Source organism: Kribbella sp. NPDC056861 (genome assembly GCF_040687575.1).
Taxonomy (GTDB): Bacteria; Actinomycetota; Actinomycetes; order Propionibacteriales; family Kribbellaceae; genus Kribbella.
This window is the reverse complement of the sequence record NZ_JBFBNQ010000003.1, coordinates 170,392-186,790: the sequence shown is the minus strand read 5'-3', so window position 1 is coordinate 186,790 and position 16,399 is coordinate 170,392. Positions and strand designations below refer to the sequence as shown.

Sequence of the window (16,399 nt, the reverse complement as noted above, 5' to 3'; positions counted from 1 at the left end):
CGAGTTGGTCGAGGTCACATCGAGGTGCCGAGCAGACCGCGGGTGATCTGGAAGCCGACATTGCCGGAGGCAACCGCCTTCGGTACTCGTTGCCGGCTCGCTACTCCGGCGACCACTTCCAGAGCGACTGTTGCCTGCTCGTGTGCGTTGCCTGAGGCAACTGCATCCAGGTCGTCGCCGTACTGCGCGACCGTCTCCGGGTCGCTGCTGAACTCGACCACCGGGACGAAGCGCTGCGCTGACAAGGTGCCGCTGGCAACATGCGCGAGAACCTGCTGGACACCGCCGGCGCCGAAGCCGGTGACGGTCTCCATCCAGTCGGTGCCGGGCATCCGCATCACGTGCCAGCCGCTCGCGGCGAACCGCTGGCCGTGGGCGATGGTCGGCCCGACCGCGGCGGGAGAGCCGAAGGCGGCGTACCGGAAGTCGTCGTTGGCGATGAGGGCGCCACGGGAGGAGAGGACGACCGTACCGCCGGCCGCGACGATCTCGCGACCGGTGATCGCCAGCGCCTCGGCCGTTTGGCTGGTCAGCGGGCCGCGCGCTTCGAGGGCGATGGTGAGCTCGCCGATGGTGCTCTGGACTTCGGCTGGTGCTGTCAGGTCGAAGGTGCCGAACCAGTCGCGGACGCGGGTGGTGACGGCGTCGAGGCCGCCATCGGCCTGGATGCTCGCCCAGCCGAAACGCGAGGGGTCCGCGCCGGCTTCCACCAGACGCGAGCGGAAGTAGTCGTTGTGCGTCTTCTCGCAGCCGTGCTCGAGCAGCAGCGCCAGACGGGTGTTCGGGTGCAGGAGGTAGCCGAGCATGGTGCGTGCGAAGGTCTCCTCGGACGCCCCGCCGCTCGATCCACACCCTTCGGTGTGCGGGAGGGCGACCATTCGGGTGACGGCGTCGCCGGCCCAGCGCTCCAGCTCGCCCTGGGCAGCAAGCCGCAGAGCAATCTGCCCAGAACACAAGCTGGTCGGCAGGATCAGCCCAACAGCCTCAGGCACAACGCGATCGTCGACCCGCAAGAGCCGAAGACCTCCGGCAGCGAATGGCGGACGGGCAGCGGCAGCGCCGCCGGAGGCCGGCGCCTCGAATGCGGCGCCGCCGAAGGCTGGCGCTCCGCGGGCGCCGCCGGAGGCTGGCGCTTCGGGGGCGGCGGCTCCCTCCACTCCCCCTTCCAGCGAGCCGGCGAAGCCGGCGAGCTGCAGCGGCGTACCGGCTAACGGTGCGTCTCGGTCTTCGACTGGGAGGTCGAGCAGGTTGCGGGTGGTGCGGCCGTCCGTCGTGATCGAGATGCCTTCGCGCGGCCCGCTCTGGCGCCAGTTGCGCCAGATGGAGACCTGGCTGTGGCCGGCGCGTTCGCCGGCGCTCGGCGTACCGGAGGCGATGTCGACAGTCAGGTCGAAGGTCTCGGCAGTCAGCGTGTCCATCGGGGTGCCGGTGAGGTAGCGGCCGGCGTCGACGTCCATCTCGGCGTGCAACAGGTCGTAGCGGGTCGAGGTGGTGACGAACTTGATCGTCGGGACGAACGGGAAGTTGGTGATCGACCCGTTGCCGGTGGTGAAGAAGATCAGGTTGCAGCCGCTCGCGACCTGACCGGCGACCGATTCCAGGTCGTTGCCCGGGCTGTCCATGAAGACGAAACCGTGGCCGGGCATCCGTTCGCCGTAGTCGATCACGTGGTCCAGCCGGACGTCGCGATCCAGCTTGCGCGCCGCCCCGACCGACTTGAGCACGATGTTGTAGAGCCCGCGGTACACGTTGCCGCCGGACGGATTGCCCTCCGCCGTGTGCCCGTGCCAGCCGACGCGATCCTTGAAGGACTGGATCGTCCGGAGGAAGCGCCGCGCCGTCGGCAGGTCCCGGACGTTCTTGAGAACGTAGCCCTCGGCACCGATCAGCTCATCGGTCTCCGCCAGTACTGCGATCCCGCCGTGCCTGATCACCTCCCGCGCAACCGCCCCGGACAGCGGGTTGGCACTCACCCCCGAAAAAGCGTCCGATCCCCCACACTGCAAGCCGATCCAGAGATCCGCGAGCGGAACCTCCACCCGCTCCACCGCAGAAACCACCGGCAACCACGGCTCGACCAACCGACCAGCCGCGGTCAGATCCGACTCGAAGCCAGCTTTCCGGGTGAAGTACGCGTGCGGCACCAGAATCGCCGGATACCCCTGCTCGGCCATGAAGTCCTGGATGGCCTGCCCGGACACCAACTCACCCTCGGTGTCGACGATCAGCACGGCTCCGACATTCGGGTTCAGCGCGAAGCCGGCCAACGTGGCGAGCAGGAAATGCAGGTTGTTCGGCGTACCGTCCTCGCCACCCTCGGTGTGCGCCACCGGTACGACGAGCCCGTCCGGCCGCTCGAAACGCTTGGCCAACTCCGTCACAAACCCGCTGCTGCGTGAACTCGTCGCGAGAAGTACGACGTGATTGCGCGTCCCGGCCGGCCCCTGCTCCCGCGGATACCCGAGGAACGTCCCGGGCTGCTCGACCGACGTGACCTGCTGCCCGAGGTTGAGGGCCGACTCGTCCAGTTCGTACGGGTCGAGTGGCTCGTTCTCGGCGCTCGGCTCGGCCGGGAGACCCTCGACGCCTCTCGCGGCCACGGCGGCGAGGCTGCTCGGCGTACAGACGTAGTCGCCGATCTCGAGATCACGCAGGGCGCGGGCGAACGGGGTGTTCCACGACAGCAGCGGCTCGCCGGTCGCGACCGGACGGGCGACGAACCGGTGGCCTTCGAGCACGGTGTGCGGCAGCGTCACCGGAGTACCCGCGAGGTCGATCACCGTCCCGGCCTCGAGCCGCCGGGACGAGATGGCGACGTTGTCCCCCGGCTCGGGCAGTACGCCGATCTCGTCGAAGCTGAGCATCGTTTCCGCCTCCGGGTGGCTGACACGCGTGGAATCGTGCATGATGCATGATTACCAGTGCCACCCTGCCGAACTGCGCGGGCTGGGTCAAGGGCACGGCCAGTCCCTGGAGAATGGGCCCCGATGAACCCGACAGCGAACCCCGCAGCGAGCCCGACGGGGACCCCGGCAGCGCCCCCGCCAGGGAACTCGGCAGGCACCTCAGCTGCACTTCCGCCGGCGAACTCGGCGGCCGAGCCCCAGGACCGCCGCCTGCTGCGCCGCCAGATGCTCGCCGACGACGTCTACGAGGCGATCAAGACACTGCTGATGGACCACGCCATCCGCCCCGGCGCCCGGATCTCGATCGACGGCCTCGCCCGCGACTTCCAGGTCTCCTCCACCCCCGTCCGCGAAGCACTGGCACGCCTGGAGTCCGAGGGCCTCGCCGACAAGGAACCGCTGAAGGGCTACCGAGCCACCCCACTGCTGACCTTGCCGGAGTTCGACGACCTGTACCGCTTCCGCCTACTCCTGGAGCCATGGGCAGCCAGACGCGCCGCCGAACTCCTCGACGACGCCGGCCGCGAGCTCCTCCACGCCGAGCTCTCCACCGCCGTCGAGCCGACCGCCGTCGACTACGCCGGCTACAAGTCCCTCACGGCCCACGACAACCGCTTCCACTCGCTCATCGCCGCCCTGTCAGGCAGCGAGCAGGTCCGCTTGGCCTTCCAGCGCACCCACTGCCACCTGCACATCTTCCGGCTGCACTACGACCGCGACACCGGCCCCGAAGTACTGGTCGAGCACCGCCAGATCGTCGAGGCGATCACCTCCGGCGACCCCGTCGCCGCCGAGGCCGCGATGACCAGGCACCTCGACAACTCGATGTCCCTGCGCCTGCGCAGGATCTACGAACAGTAGTCACTGACGCGGCAGCACGCCCAGGAGAGCAGCCGTCAACGCCAGCTCCAAGGAGTCCTTGAGCTCCAGATGGAAGCGGGCCAGCTCAGGCTCAGCCTCGTACGCCGCGCGCAGACTGGGCGGCGGAGTGCTGTACGCCGACAGCGCGCCGGCCATCACCATGGCTTGCAGGCTGAACAGCGTCGCGTTCTCGCCCAGCTCCGGCAGGTACTTCTTGATCAGCTCGGTCACAGTCGCCAGGCGAGCCAGGGACGCGCGCTTGTAGCGCGTGACGACCTCGACGGAAACGTTGTGCTCCAGGACGCTGCCCTGCGCGCCGAAGAGGTCGCACAGCACCACGCGGCCGGATAGCGAGCGCCCGATGATCTCGGCCACCGCTGTCGCGCGCTCGACCATGGGCAGGTCTACATCGACGCCGGCGGCCAACTCGTCGGCCAGCTCCGCCAGCCACTCCTGCAGGAACTGGTCCAGTAGTTCGAGCAGTACCGCCTCGCGCGACTCGAAGTACCGCAGCACGTTCGGCTTCGCCAGGCCCACCCGGCGACTGAGCTCGTTCAGGGTCACCGCGGCCACCGGCATCTCGTCGAGCATCGCCGACGCCATCGCGAGGATCGCCCGCCGGCGGATCTCCCGCTGCTCCTCGGTGCGTGCCCGCTGGAAAGTCACAACGCCCAGCCTAGCTTAAGTACCTTCGGTACGTTGACAACGTACCGGGAGTATCTTAGGCTGATCGACACAAGATACCTTCGGTACGTTAACGGTCGGGAGACTGAGATGAGCGAGCAGTGGACAACAGGGAGCATTCCGGACCAGCGCGGCCGGGTGGCGGTGGTGACCGGGGCCAACACGGGACTGGGGTTCGAGACCGCCAAGGCGCTCGCCGAGCGCGGCGCCTCCGTAGTACTTGCCGTGCGCAACGTTGAGAAGGGCAAGCAGGCCGCGGCCCGGATCACCGGCGACGTGTCCGTCCAGGCGCTGGACCTGACCTCGCTCGACTCGGTCCAGACCGCGGCGGCGGAGCTGCGGTCCCGGCACGATCGGATCGACCTGCTGATCAACAACGCCGGCGTGATGTACACCCCGAAGCAGACCACCCAGGACGGCTTCGAGATGCAGTTCGGCACCAACCATCTCGGCCACTTCGCGCTCACCGGGCTGTTGCTGGACCTGATGCTCCCGGTGCCCGACTCGCGCGTGATGACGGTGAGCAGCGTCGGCCACCGGATCCGGGCCGCGATCCACTTCGACGACCTCCAGTGGCAGCGCTCGTACAGCCGGGTCGCCGCCTACGGTCAGTCCAAGCTGGCCAACCTGATGTTCACGTACGAGCTGCAGCGCCGGCTCGCCTCGCACGGCACCACCGTCGCGCTCGCCGCACACCCAGGCGTGTCCAGCACCGAGCTTGCCCGCAACGTCCCCGCGGCCTTCCGGCTCCCGCTCACCTGGCTCGCGCCGCTGATCACCCAGACCCCGGCGATGGGCGCGCTACCGAGCTTGCGGGCCGCCACCGACCCTGCCGCGCTGGGCGGCCAGTACTACGGTCCCGGCGGACGCAACGAGGTCAAGGGCCACCCGCGGCTGGTCACCTCGAGCCCGGAGTCCTACCAGGTCGCCGTCCAGCAGCGGCTGTGGGCCGTCTCCGAGGATCTCACCGGAGTGAAGTTCCCCGTGTGATGACCAAGGGTCATACATCTAGGCAGGGGCGTCGCCGTGATCCGGAATCTCCAGCTGTACGCCGCCCTGCAGCGCGGACTGATGGGCGTAGATGCCGGGCAGCGTGTAGCGGGCCGCGACCCAGGCGTTGACCGGCGGCACCGTCTGGTCGGCGACCGCTCGAACGAAGTCGTCGGCGAGGAAGTGATGCGAACCCTCATGCCCGTTGTGCAGCCCGTCGAACTCGGCCGGCAGCCGGCTGCGGTCGTGCACCGGCGACAGCCCGGACCGGAACGCGTCGCGCAGCGCCGGGTCGACGTTCGCCAGATCCTCGTCCTCCAGCGATCCACTCGGGCTGGTCTCCATCAGATTGCTGATGTCCTCCACACCCTCCTTGTTCTGCCACAGCGTCGTCGTCGCCAACTGCTCGAAGCTGCCCTCGGTGCCGAAGACGCGAAGCCGCGACTCCCGGATGTGCGACGGGTAGCCGACCCGGCGCATCTCGTTGGTGCGCATGATGCCGCCGTCGGCGAGCTTGAACAGCGCGGTCGCGTTGCTGAAGTCGTTGTCGAACTGGCTGATCTCCTGGTCGAAGACGCCGTCGCCGCGGTCGTCCTTGACGCCGATACAGGAGACGTGGGTGGCGTGCTGGCCGGTCACCGACAGCACGTTGCCGACCGCGTGGGTCGGGTAGAGCATGGGCGGGAAGGAGGCGGTCTTCTTCCAGTCCTCGCCGCCGCTGTACTGGTACGCCGAGTAGAAGCCGAGATCCATGTCGTGGACGTAGTCGCCCTCGGTGTAGAAGACGCGGCCGAAGTCACCGGCGGCCAGCCGTTGCCGGCAGTAGACCGAGGACGGGTAGTAGAAGCTCGTCTCGCCCATCATGTAGGTCAGGCCGGTCTGCTTGACCAGCTCGATGATGCGCGCGATCTGGTCAGCCTCGATCGCCATCGGCACCGTCGAGTAGACGTGTTTACCGGCCTCCAGCGCCTGGATCGCCATCTCGCCGTGCAGCCAGCGCTGGGTGAAGATCGCGACCGCGTCGACGTCGGACGCGAGCATCTCCTCGAACGACTGGTAGGTGACCGAGACACCCTGCTTCTCGGCCAACTCCTGGACCCGCTCCGGCAGCACGTCGGTCAGCCGGACGTCGTCGACGTCGGGATGCGCGGACCACAGTCGCAGGAACGAGGGGGCGAACTGGCCGGCTCCGACCACACCGATGCTGATACTCATGAACCAAGGCAATCACACATTCCTCGATCATGTAAGAACAAAACCGCACACCGAGATGCGAGCGGTCGTACCGCGACGCGATGGGTCAGTTCTGCATCAGCAGCAGCGCGCGATCCGCGGTCGCCAGGTCGAGGCGGCCACCGTCGACCGCGCCGTACGCGCCGATCGGGCCACTGGTCTTACGGCCGTGCCGGTTGAGCCAGAAACCCCAGCCGGCCGGGGCGTCAGGCCACTCGGGGTCGGGCTCCCAGCCGAGCGGCGGCCGCCAGGTGGCGGTCGGCGGCTCAGGCCAGCTGGGTGGTGAGTTGAATCGATGCACAGGCGGGCCTTCCCCAGGGGAAACTGTCTGACAGGTCAACGACCGGCTCGATCGAACGTCACGCCTAAATCTTGGTAAAGATTATTTGCTCGACCCCCGTTCTGGCTACTCCTGCGGGCAGTGAGCAACTAGTTACACAGGGCCACCAAATCCCTGCGGAACAACGGTTGCCGACGGCCACTGCCCTTGACATCGCTGCCCCACTGGCGGACCTTGAACTCAGTCGATCGGCATCGTGGGGGGACCATGGAGTCTGATCTGTGGAGCATGTCCTGTACGCCGGGGGAGATCGCGGCCCAGGACTTCCAGGGATTGAGCAAGCGCGGGCTGTACCTCGTCCAGCTGGACCTGACGGGGATGGCCGGCGATCACGCGCGTCTGCGCGAGGTGGAGGTCGCCGTCCAGACCTTGCGGCGGACCGGGATCCTGGTCGAGTACGAGCTGGATCTGTTCGCCACGGCGCCGCGCTTCGCGACCGTCCGGGACAACGTGGCGCTGCTGCGCGCGATCGTGGCCGATGGCACCACGCCGGCCACCTTCACCGTCAGCCCCCGCGTGGGTGAGTGCTCGCCCTGGCTCGCGGCGTACCGGGAACGGGTCGGCGTCGCGGTTCAACCCTGGCTGGCAGGACTGTCCGGCCGGCTCAAGGACGCCTGGACCGAGATCGTCGTCAGCGAGCGGCGACCGGGACGGCTCAGTGGTGTCGCCGCACACCGGATCGCATTGCAGCGACTGACGCTGCGAAGCAACACGGAGTTGCTCAACCTGGTGGCCGACAGCGCCCGCGAGTACGAGCTGACCGGGGACACCCAACTGCTCGAACACGACCTGGTCGCGCCGCGGATCGCCCTGCTGACCGAGACGCTGGTTGCCCTGAGCAACAGATTGCACGCCTTGCGGCCGGCCGCCCTGCAGCAGGCCGGGTAACCGGGAGCAAGCTTTCGAGCACGGCGCGAGCTCTTTACCAACAGGCTTCCAACGTTGTAAAACGGCACATGAGCCTCATCCGCCCCGCTGTGCTCACGGCCGCCCTCGCCGCGGCCGTACTGCTGACTGGACTGCCGGCCACCTCCGCGCCGGTACTGGAGAAAACCGTGGACAACGCGGCCCTCGCCCAAACCTTCCGCAACCCCGTCAACCCGGGTGCCGACCCGTCGCTGTTCTACTACGGCGGCCGGTACCACGTGGCGACCACGACCGGCGATCACATCGGCATCTGGTCGTCCCCCAGCCTCGCCACCCTGCTGGTCGCGCCCGAGAAAGTGGTCTGGCGCGACACCAACACGAGCCGGAACACCCAGATGTGGGCGCCGGCCTTCCGGCACGTCGGCAGCCGTTGGTACATCTACTACACCGCCTCCGACGGCGTGGACGCCAACCACCGGATGTACGTGCTCGAGTCGGCCGGCGACGACCCGACCGGGCCCTACAGCTTCAAGGCGAAGATCGCGGACTTCGGCGAGTACGCGATCGACGGCGAACCGATCACCCACAACGGCCAGCAGTACTTCGTCTGGACCGGCCCCGGCCGCGGCCAGGGTGGACCGGCGCAGCTCTACATCACCCGGATGAGCAATCCCTGGACGGCGACCGGCGCCCGGGTCGCGATCCCCGCCGACGGGGGTTGCAGCGAAGTACGGGAGGGTCCGACGCCGTTGTACCGCAACGGGCGGACGTTCCTCACGTACTCCAGCTGCGACACCGGCAAGCCGGACTACCAGCTGTGGATGAAGAGCATCGCGAACGGCGCCGACCCGATGGTGGCCGCGAACTGGGTCCAGCACCCCGGCCCGATCTTCTCCCGCAACGACAGCACCGGCGTCTGGGGGCCGGGTCACCACTCGTTCTTCCAGTCCCCCGACGGCACCGAGGACTGGATCGCGTACCACGGCAAGAACACCAGCGCCTACACCTACGCCTTCCGGACCGCGCGGGTCCAGAAGATCAGCTGGAACGCCGACGGCACCCCGAACCTCGGCAGTCCGCTGGCCGCCGGCGCCACCCAGAACCTGCCGTCGGGCGATCCCGGCGCCGCCACCGGGTGGATCAACGACACCGACGTCGGCACCGGCCAGAACCAGGTCCAGTACGCCGGCGCCTGGTCGTCCGGCTCCGGCTGCGGGAACCAGTGCTTTTGGGGCAACGACCACTGGAGCGGCCAGGTCAACGCCTCGGCCACGATCCGGTTCACCGGGACCAGGATCGCCCTGCTGAGCGTGGTGGACACCGGCAACGGCATCGCCGGGATCTCGATCGACGGCGGCCCGGAGCAGCGCGTCGACTACTACAGCTCGCTGCGGGTCGGCGAGCAGCTCGTCTACGTCAGCCCGACGCTGGCGGCCGGTCCGCACACCCTGAGAGTCAGGGTGACCGGCGACAAGAATCCCTCGTCGACCAGCTCGGTGATCAGTCTCGACCGAATCGAGACCTATTCCTGAAAGGTTTCAGTAAGGGTGCCTGGTCGTTGCCTGAGAAGATGGTCGGGTGCCCGAGACCACCCGTGCCCTGCTGACCGCCCAGGCAGCCGTCCGGCAGCGGATCCTGGACCACCCGTTCGTCGCCCGGACCTCCGCCGGTTCGTTGCCCAAGGCTACCTTCGACCGCTGGATCGCCGAGGACCATTTCTTCGTCCGGTCCTTCCAGCGCTACCTCGAAGCGTTGTCCGCGGTGGCCCCCGACGACGAGGCCCGGAAGGTGCTGGCGGGTGGTCTGGCCGCGCTGATCCCTGAGCTCGCCTTGTTCGAGGAGGCGGCCGCCGAGCGAGGTGTCGACCTCACCGGCGAGCCGTCCCTGCTCAACCTGGGCTACTCGTCGTACCTGTTCACCTCGGTCGAGGAGGGCTGGCCGGTCGGCATCACGGTGCTGTACGCGGTCGAGAAGGCGTACTACGACGCCTGGGCGTCGGTGCGCGACACGACCGGCCCGACTACGCAGTACGCCGGATTCATCGCGAACTGGTCGTCGCCGGAGTTCGCGGCGTACGTCGAGCAACTGGGCGCCTTGGTCGACCGCGAGCCGCTGACGCCCGCGATGACGCTGGCCTTCGACCGGGTACTCCGCTTCGAGATCGCCTTCTGGGACCTGGTGCACGGGTCTTCGGTCGACGCATGAAGACGCCCATCCTGGTCAGTGGCATCGTCGTGCTCGCGCTCCTCGGCGCCGGTGGCGGCTACCTGGCCGGACCGCTGCTGGACCAGCACGTCGACGAACCAGGTGCTGCCTCGCCACTCGCGGGCGGCACCGCCAGTACTCCGTCGCCGCCGGCCACCCCGTCGCAGACCCCGTCGGTCCCGTTGATCCGCAAGACGCCGCAGCCGAACCCGCTCGAGGCGCTGAGCGAGCACATGGACTTCGACCTGCGCAATTTCACCGTCAGCAGCGAGCTGGCCGGTGAGGTCAAGCTGTCGCTCAGAATCCCGGCCGGCTGGCAGTTCACGCCGTCGAAGGACAAGGCGAGCGAGGTCCGGTTCGTCGACTCCAGCGGTGAGCGCGCGGTCCGGATCGAGTCCGCGCTGACCCCGGACAAGTCGGTCAAGCAGGCGTTGCAGGACGTCCTGACGAACGTCCAGTCCAGCCAGCCGTACCAGAACTTCGTCCAGCCGCTGTTCCAGGGCACCGGCACGGTCAAGGACGACGACGGCAACCCGCGGCAGGTGGCGACCCTGGTCTACACCTACATCCCCGGCGCCACCTCGCGGTACGTGATCGTCCGGTTCGTCGCGACCGGCGACGGCAGTCTGGCCACCATCTCGATGAGCGTCACCGGGCTGCCGAAGGAGAAGAAGGTGCTGGAGCGGATCCTGGCCGAGGCCACCTCCTCGGTGCAGATCCGGGACTGAGAGCGCGGGATTCCGGACGGGTGTTACTCAGCGCCAACCTTTAGGCGGTTTACGGTGTCCAAGACGGTGTGGGAGCGAACCGAGAGGAGGAGTTGGCGTGACCAGTAGAGCTGTCGGGCGCGCACTGCTCGGTTCCGGGTTGCTCGCGGTGACCCTGCTGGGGGGAGCAGGGGGCTACGCGACGGGCTGGCTGACCACCAATCAGGACGCCGGGAGCGCCGCGGCGATGCCGCTGGAGCCGGCCACGTCGGCGCCGAGCACGACGCCGACCCCCACGACGACGCCCTCGCCGACCGTGCCGAAGCTGCTGCTGGACGACAGCGAGCCGCTGCAGGCGGACGACATCGAGTACAAGCCGCGGACCTTCACCGTGACCAGTGTCGTCCGGTCCAAGGTCAGCCTGCGGGTGCCGTCGAAGTGGGAGATGGTCCTCCAGGACCCGCCGAAGGACATGCGGTTCAACGAGCCGGAACGACGGCGCGCGGTCCGGATCCAGGGCGGCTTCACCATCAACCGCCCGCCCGCTGCCTCACTGGAGACCAGGATGGATCAGCTCGCGGCGCTCGCGCCGGACAAGGTGATCACGGTCAAGTCGCATGAGGTCGACACGGTGACCGGCAACGCGACGCTGGTCTACACCTACGCCGACCGGGGCTACCTGAAGTACGCGATCATCCGGTGGGTGGCCAACGACGAAGGTCTGTGCCATCTCGAGATCGCCGTCACCGGGTTCCCGCAGGACAAGGCGGCGCTGGCCGCGATTCTCGACGAGGCCTCGGAGTCGGCGACCCGGCTGGACTCCCCCGCCGCCTGATCCGATCGCCGGGTCGTTGCCGGCTCAGACGCCGGTGTCGATCGGCCAGATGGTGCGGAAGATGACCGTGCGCAGCCGGTAGAACCGGCGGCGGCTCGACTGGACCAGAGCAGGGGACGGACGCAGTCGCTCGGCGACAACTCTCACGGGGATCCTTCAGCTGGAGAAGGTGACGGTGTCGGCCACCTCGACGGCTTTGGCACGCTCGGATCCAGGCACTTGGACCTGGATCAGCATGGAGTCGTCGGTCCCCGTATCGACTACTCGCTGCAGCAGAGTAGTGCCGTTGGAGCAATTATCCGAAATCTGGTCCAGAACGGTTGTCCCCGGGTCGGTCTGGTCCGGGCTGATCACGCCGATCGAGCTGCAGCCGTAGCTCTTCGGGTCCGGGAAAGCCTTCTTCGGATCGGCCGAATGGCTGATCGCCCCGACGAAGACGCCGGGGGTGTCGTTGCCGGGCAGGTTCCAGTCGTCGTCCTTGCTGATCCGCAGGGCCGGCCGGTCCGCCGTGGCACCCGGCGGACGCCACGCGGAGGCGGTGACCACGCTCGCCCAGTCACGCGGCAACTGGACGGAGAAGTGGTTCCTGGTCACCTTGATCGTCTGGACGGTCTCGAGGTAGCGCTGGACGCCGAACCCGCCGCCCGCGCCGAGCACCAGCGCGAGCACCGCGGCGGTGACCCAGCGCCCGCGACGGCGAGGTTGTTTGCCGACAGATGCGGTGGCCACATCAGTGACCGCCACAGAACCGACAGGCTCGATCTCATCAAGAGGTCGACCGGCTTCGTCGGCGGGGACTGTGGTGGTGCCGGTCTTGATGATGGTCGGCGCGTTCGACTCGCTCAGCGCGGTCTTCTCACCGTCCTCGGTCTCGTCGCCCGGTACCTCGTCGGCCCCGATCCGGTCGGCCACAACGTGGGCAGGCAGCACGGCGGTGGCGTTGTCGGTCGCCGGGGTCGCCATCAGCGCGGCCATCGCGGCGCCGGCAGGGGTGCCCGGGACGAAGATCTGGGTGGTCTCGTCGAGGCCGCCGACCAGTTCGCGGGTGAAGGACTCGATATCCGGCCAGCGCTTCGTCCGATCCGGGTCGAGCGCGCGGACGATCGCCGCGTCGACCCGCTCCGGTACGTCGAAGCCCAGCGAACTCGGCGGCGGGGCCGCCTTGACCCGGCCGGCAGCACCCAGACCATCCACCTGATGCGGCGAGCGTCCGGTCAGTGCCGCGTAGGCGACGGCGCCCAGCGAGTACTGGTCGGCGCGCTGGTCGAGCCGCTCGCCGAGCGCCTGCTCGGGCGCGACGTACGACGGAGTACCGCCGGGCATAGTGATTCTCGACACCTCGTCGAGGGACTTGCCCAGGCCGAGGTCGGACAGCACTGCCCGCTCGCCGTCGTCATCGGTACTGCGGAAGAGCACGTTGGCCGGCTTCACGTCGCGGTGCAGCAGCCCGCGCCGGTGCAGCGCCTGCAGGCCGCGCCCGACCTGGACGATCACGCCGATGGCCGGCTCGAGCGCCAGCGGGTCCTTCTTCAACCGGTCCGCGAGCGTGCCGCGGTCGGCGTAGGTGAGCACCAGGAACGGCCGGCCGTCCTCCAGTTCACCCACGTCGTGGACCTGGACGACGTGCTCGGACTCGACCCGGCGCAGGAACCGGCCCTCCTCGAGGAAGCGCCGCCGGACCGAGTCGTCGTGCGCCCAGTTGTCGGCCAGCACCTTGACCGCCACCTCGGCGTCCAGTTGCTCATCGTGAGCGAGCCATACCGTAGCGAAACCGCCTGAGCCCAGGCGGCGGCGCACGACGTACCTGCCAAGTCTGGATGGGACCCCCATAGGAGGCATTATGGAGCATGCGGAGTCCCATGCCCCGTGGGCCGATGACAACGAAGGCGCAGATGAGCGAAAGCAGCAGTCCGACCGACGACCTGGCGGTCCTGGCCGAGCGCGCCGCCGGTGGTGACAAAAACGCGATGGACGACCTGCTCCGGCTGGTCCACCCGCGCGTCCTGCGGATCTGCCGCAGTGTCCTGCCGTACTCCGCGGACGCCGAGGACGCGGCCCAGGAGGCGCTGCTCAACATCGCCACCAAGATCCACACGTACTCCGGCCGGAGCAGCTTCTCCACCTGGGTGCACTCGGTCGCGGCCAACTCGGCCCGCTCGACGTACCGCAAGCTGAAGCGCACCGCGCAGGCGGCGCACAACCCCGAGCAGATGGACCGCCCCGACCCGCGCACCACCAGCGTGATCGCCGGCACCCGCCTGGACCTGCTGGAGGCCCTGGAGACGCTCGAACGGGATCGCCCGCAGATGGTGACCCCGCTGGTCCTCCGGGACGTCTACGGGCTCTCCTACGAGGAGATCGCCGCCGAGGTCGGAGCGCCGCTGGGCACCATCAAGTCCCGCATCCACGACGCCCGCGAGGTCGTCCGCCCGCTGCTGCGCCCGAAGGACTGAAGCCGATGGCCCGAGGGTGAACTCGATCTCGGGCCATGTCTGATTCCCTGCTCAAGAACGGCGACTACCTGCGCCTGATGACCGGGCAGAGCATCAGCTCACTCGGTACGGCGATGAGCTCGTTCGTCTTCACCCTGCTCGCGATGTCGATCACCGGATCGCCGATCCAGGCCGGCCTCGTCGGTACTGCGGGAGCACTCGGCGGCACCCTCGCCTCGTTGCCGGCCGGCGCGCTGGTCGACCGGCTCAACCGTCGCAAGGTACTGATCGCCTGCGGAGCCGCCGGCACGATCCTGCTCGGCTCGGTCTCGGTCGCGGGCTGGCTCGACCGGCTGACGATCGGGCACCTGATCGTGGTCAGCTTCGCCGGCGGAGTCGGGTACGCGTTCTTCCAGCCCGCCCAGACCGCCGCGCTGCGGCAGATCGTGGCGCCGGAGCAACTCGGGACGGCGATGGCGGCCAACGAAGGGCGCGAGCACGCCGCCGGGCTGCTCGGCGCACCGCTCGGTGGAATCCTCTACTCGATCAGCCGGCTCCTCCCGATCGCCGTCGACGCCATCTCCTATCTGGTGATGACCGTCCTGCTCGCGACGATCAGGCAACCGCTGCCGGCGCCCAAGCCGGACGGGGACAAGCACGAGCCGATCCTGCGGGCGATCCGGGCCGGGCTGAGCTGGCTGGTCCGGCAGCCCGCGCTCCGGGTGATCACCCTGTCCGCCACGCTGCTCAACTTCGCGGCCGGCGGCACGCTCCTGGTGTTGGTGCTGAACCTCCAGCAACTCGGCGTGCACGCGTCGGCGATCGGCCTGCTGAACACCGGGCTCGGCGTTGGTGGGTTGCTCGGCTCGTTCGCGGCGCCGCGGCTGCTGCGCCGGTTCAGGACAGGCGCCATCGCGATCGTTGCGAGCTGGGCGATCGCCATTGCCTTCTCATTGACTGCGTTCAGCACGCGGACCGTAGTACTGGTGGCGTTGCTCGGCGCGGCCTTCCTGCTGGTTCCGGCCGTCAACGCCGGGTTGTTCGGCTATCTGGTGATGATCACCCCGGACGGCATGCAGGGGCGGGCGCAGAGTGCGCTGATGTTCCTGGCGACGGCGGTCGGACCGTTGGCGCCGGCGCTCGGCGGAGTACTGCTGGCCACGGCGGGAGCGCGGACGGCGTTGCTCGTCTTCGGCGGGGCGCTCGGGCTGGTGGCGCTGATGCTCACCCTCAGTCGTTCGGTGCGGACGATTCCGTTGCTGTCGGACGTCGCGGCGGAGCAAACCGTCTGAGGGTCTCCCCACCGGGCGTCCGGTGTGCTCAGATGGGTTCCATGAAGAAGCTCATCAACGACCCTGCCGATGTTGTGAGTGAAGCGCTGCAAGGAATGGCCGCGGCGCACCCCGATCGCCTCCGGGTGGATCTGGAGAACCGGATCGTCTACCGCAAGGACGCGCCCAGATCCGGGAAGGTCGGACTGATCTCCGGCGGCGGCTCCGGGCACGAGCCGCTGCACGGTGGGTTCGTCGGGCTCGGGATGCTGGACGCCGCCTGCGCGGGTGAGGTGTTCACCTCGCCGGTGCCCGACCAGATGATGGCCGCGACCAAGGCCGTCGACGCGGGCGCCGGGGTGCTGCACATCGTGAAGAACTACACCGGCGACGTGATGAACTTCGAGATGGCCGCCGAACTGGCCGCCGCCGACGCGGGCGTCGAAGTACTCTCCGTCGTCACCGACGACGACGTCGCCGTCCAGGACAGCCTCTACACCGCCGGCCGCCGCGGGGTCGGCGTGACCGTGTTGCTGGAGAAGATCGTCGGCGCCGCCGCCGAGGAAGGCCGGCCGCTGCAGGAGGTCGCCGACCTGGCGAAGCGGGTGAACGACAACGGCCGCAGCATGGGGATGGCGCTGACCTCGTGCACCGTGCCGGCCGCCGGCAAGCCGACCTTCGAACTGGCCGAGAACGAGATGGAGGTCGGCATCGGCATCCACGGCGAGCCCGGCCGGAAGCGGTTGCCACTGGCATCGGCGCGCGAAGTCGCCGCCCTGCTCGTCGATCCGGTACTCGGCGATCTGCCTTATCAGCAAGGCGATTCGGTGATTGCCTTCGTCAACGGCATGGGCGGGACGCCGTTGCTCGAGCTCTACCTGATGTACAACGAGGTGCAGCAACTGCTGGACCGCGCGGGCATCACGGTGGCCCGGTCACTGGTCGGCAACTACATCACCTCCCTGGAGATGGCCGGCTGCTCGGTCACCCTGCTGAAGGTGGACGACGAACTGGTACGCCTCTGGGACGCACCGGTGAACACCCCCGGCCTACGCTGGGGCGCGTGAG

16 protein-coding genes are annotated in these 16,399 nt (G+C 68.5%); 10 read left to right on the top strand and 6 right to left on the bottom strand.

Annotated features, from left to right (window positions below; translation table 11 throughout):
* Nucleotides 1–14 precede the first annotated feature (14 nt).
* Nucleotides 15–2,906 (bottom strand): UxaA family hydrolase, encoded by a 2,892-nt coding sequence (locus tag AB0P21_RS14600; RefSeq protein ID WP_363696820.1) that lies wholly within the window; start codon nt 2,904–2,906, stop codon nt 15–17.
* An 81-nt stretch (nt 2,907–2,987) separates the two neighbouring features.
* Between AB0P21_RS14600 and AB0P21_RS14595 the strand changes: the two genes are divergently transcribed.
* On the top strand, nt 2,988–3,767 hold the full coding sequence (locus AB0P21_RS14595) for a GntR family transcriptional regulator (RefSeq protein WP_363696818.1): 780 nt from the start codon (nt 2,988–2,990) through the stop codon (nt 3,765–3,767).
* Here the strand turns inward: AB0P21_RS14595 and AB0P21_RS14590 are convergent, their stop codons facing one another.
* Nucleotides 3,768–4,433 carry a TetR/AcrR family transcriptional regulator gene (locus AB0P21_RS14590; RefSeq protein ID WP_363696816.1) on the bottom strand — a complete coding sequence of 222 codons (666 nt, stop codon included), beginning with the start codon at nt 4,431–4,433 and terminating at the stop codon, nt 3,768–3,770. It lies immediately after the preceding gene.
* A gap of 108 nt (nt 4,434–4,541) precedes the next feature.
* Here AB0P21_RS14590 and AB0P21_RS14585 point away from each other — a divergent pair, with 108 nt between their 5' ends.
* A complete protein-coding gene (locus AB0P21_RS14585) occupies nt 4,542–5,441 on the top strand; it encodes an SDR family NAD(P)-dependent oxidoreductase (RefSeq protein ID WP_363696814.1) in 900 nt (299 codons plus the stop codon).
* Nucleotides 5,442–5,459: 18 nt separating this feature from the next.
* Here AB0P21_RS14585 and AB0P21_RS14580 read toward each other — a convergent pair whose 3' ends face one another.
* Together AB0P21_RS14580 and AB0P21_RS14575 are read right to left on the bottom strand one after the other, a co-directional pair.
* Complete coding sequence (locus AB0P21_RS14580; protein WP_363696812.1) at nt 5,460–6,656, bottom strand: Gfo/Idh/MocA family oxidoreductase; 1,197 nt, start codon at nt 6,654–6,656, stop codon at nt 5,460–5,462.
* Between the two features lie 85 nt (nt 6,657–6,741).
* Nucleotides 6,742–6,975: a hypothetical protein gene (locus AB0P21_RS14575; RefSeq protein ID WP_363696810.1), complete on the bottom strand. Its 234-nt coding sequence runs from the start codon at nt 6,973–6,975 to the stop codon at nt 6,742–6,744.
* A 246-nt stretch (nt 6,976–7,221) separates the two neighbouring features.
* Between AB0P21_RS14575 and AB0P21_RS14570 the strand changes: the two genes are divergently transcribed.
* The 5 genes from AB0P21_RS14570 to AB0P21_RS14550 all read left to right on the top strand — a co-directional run bounded on the left by AB0P21_RS14570 (nt 7,222) and on the right by AB0P21_RS14550 (nt 11,628).
* A complete protein-coding gene (locus AB0P21_RS14570) occupies nt 7,222–7,902 on the top strand; it encodes a hypothetical protein (RefSeq protein ID WP_363696809.1) in 681 nt (226 codons plus the stop codon).
* 68 nt (nt 7,903–7,970) lie between these two features.
* Nucleotides 7,971–9,413 carry a family 43 glycosylhydrolase gene (locus tag AB0P21_RS14565; RefSeq protein ID WP_363696807.1) on the top strand — a complete coding sequence of 481 codons (1,443 nt, stop codon included), beginning with the start codon at nt 7,971–7,973 and terminating at the stop codon, nt 9,411–9,413.
* Between the two features lie 46 nt (nt 9,414–9,459).
* The gene (locus AB0P21_RS14560; protein WP_363696805.1) at nt 9,460–10,086 is read left to right on the top strand and encodes a transcriptional regulator; all 627 of its coding nucleotides are present in this window, start codon (nt 9,460–9,462) and stop codon (nt 10,084–10,086) included.
* The gene (locus AB0P21_RS14555) at nt 10,083–10,814 is read left to right on the top strand and encodes a hypothetical protein (protein WP_363696804.1); all 732 of its coding nucleotides are present in this window, start codon (nt 10,083–10,085) and stop codon (nt 10,812–10,814) included. The genes AB0P21_RS14560 and AB0P21_RS14555 overlap by 4 nt, the downstream gene beginning before the upstream one ends.
* Nucleotides 10,815–10,911: 97 nt before the next feature.
* Nucleotides 10,912–11,628: a hypothetical protein gene (locus tag AB0P21_RS14550; RefSeq protein WP_363696802.1), complete on the top strand. Its 717-nt coding sequence runs from the start codon at nt 10,912–10,914 to the stop codon at nt 11,626–11,628.
* A 24-nt stretch (nt 11,629–11,652) separates the two neighbouring features.
* Here AB0P21_RS14550 and AB0P21_RS14545 read toward each other — a convergent pair whose 3' ends face one another.
* The gene (locus AB0P21_RS14545; protein WP_363696800.1) at nt 11,653–11,775 is read right to left on the bottom strand and encodes a hypothetical protein; all 123 of its coding nucleotides are present in this window, start codon (nt 11,773–11,775) and stop codon (nt 11,653–11,655) included.
* 9 nt (nt 11,776–11,784) lie between these two features.
* Nucleotides 11,785–13,425 carry a serine/threonine-protein kinase gene (locus AB0P21_RS14540; protein ID WP_363696798.1) on the bottom strand — a complete coding sequence of 547 codons (1,641 nt, stop codon included), beginning with the start codon at nt 13,423–13,425 and terminating at the stop codon, nt 11,785–11,787.
* 95 nt (nt 13,426–13,520) lie between these two features.
* Between AB0P21_RS14540 and AB0P21_RS14535 the strand changes: the two genes are divergently transcribed.
* From AB0P21_RS14535 to dhaK, 3 genes are read left to right on the top strand one after another with little or no spacing between them, the layout of a single operon-like run.
* Complete coding sequence (locus AB0P21_RS14535; RefSeq protein WP_040456388.1) at nt 13,521–14,081, top strand: sigma-70 family RNA polymerase sigma factor; 561 nt, start codon at nt 13,521–13,523, stop codon at nt 14,079–14,081.
* Between the two features lie 35 nt (nt 14,082–14,116).
* Nucleotides 14,117–15,352: an MFS transporter gene (locus AB0P21_RS14530; RefSeq protein WP_363696797.1), complete on the top strand. Its 1,236-nt coding sequence runs from the start codon at nt 14,117–14,119 to the stop codon at nt 15,350–15,352.
* Between the two features lie 41 nt (nt 15,353–15,393).
* Nucleotides 15,394–16,398 (top strand): dihydroxyacetone kinase subunit DhaK, encoded by a 1,005-nt coding sequence (gene dhaK / locus AB0P21_RS14525; protein WP_363696795.1) that lies wholly within the window; start codon nt 15,394–15,396, stop codon nt 16,396–16,398.
* The last annotated feature ends 1 nt before the right edge of the window (nt 16,399 follow it).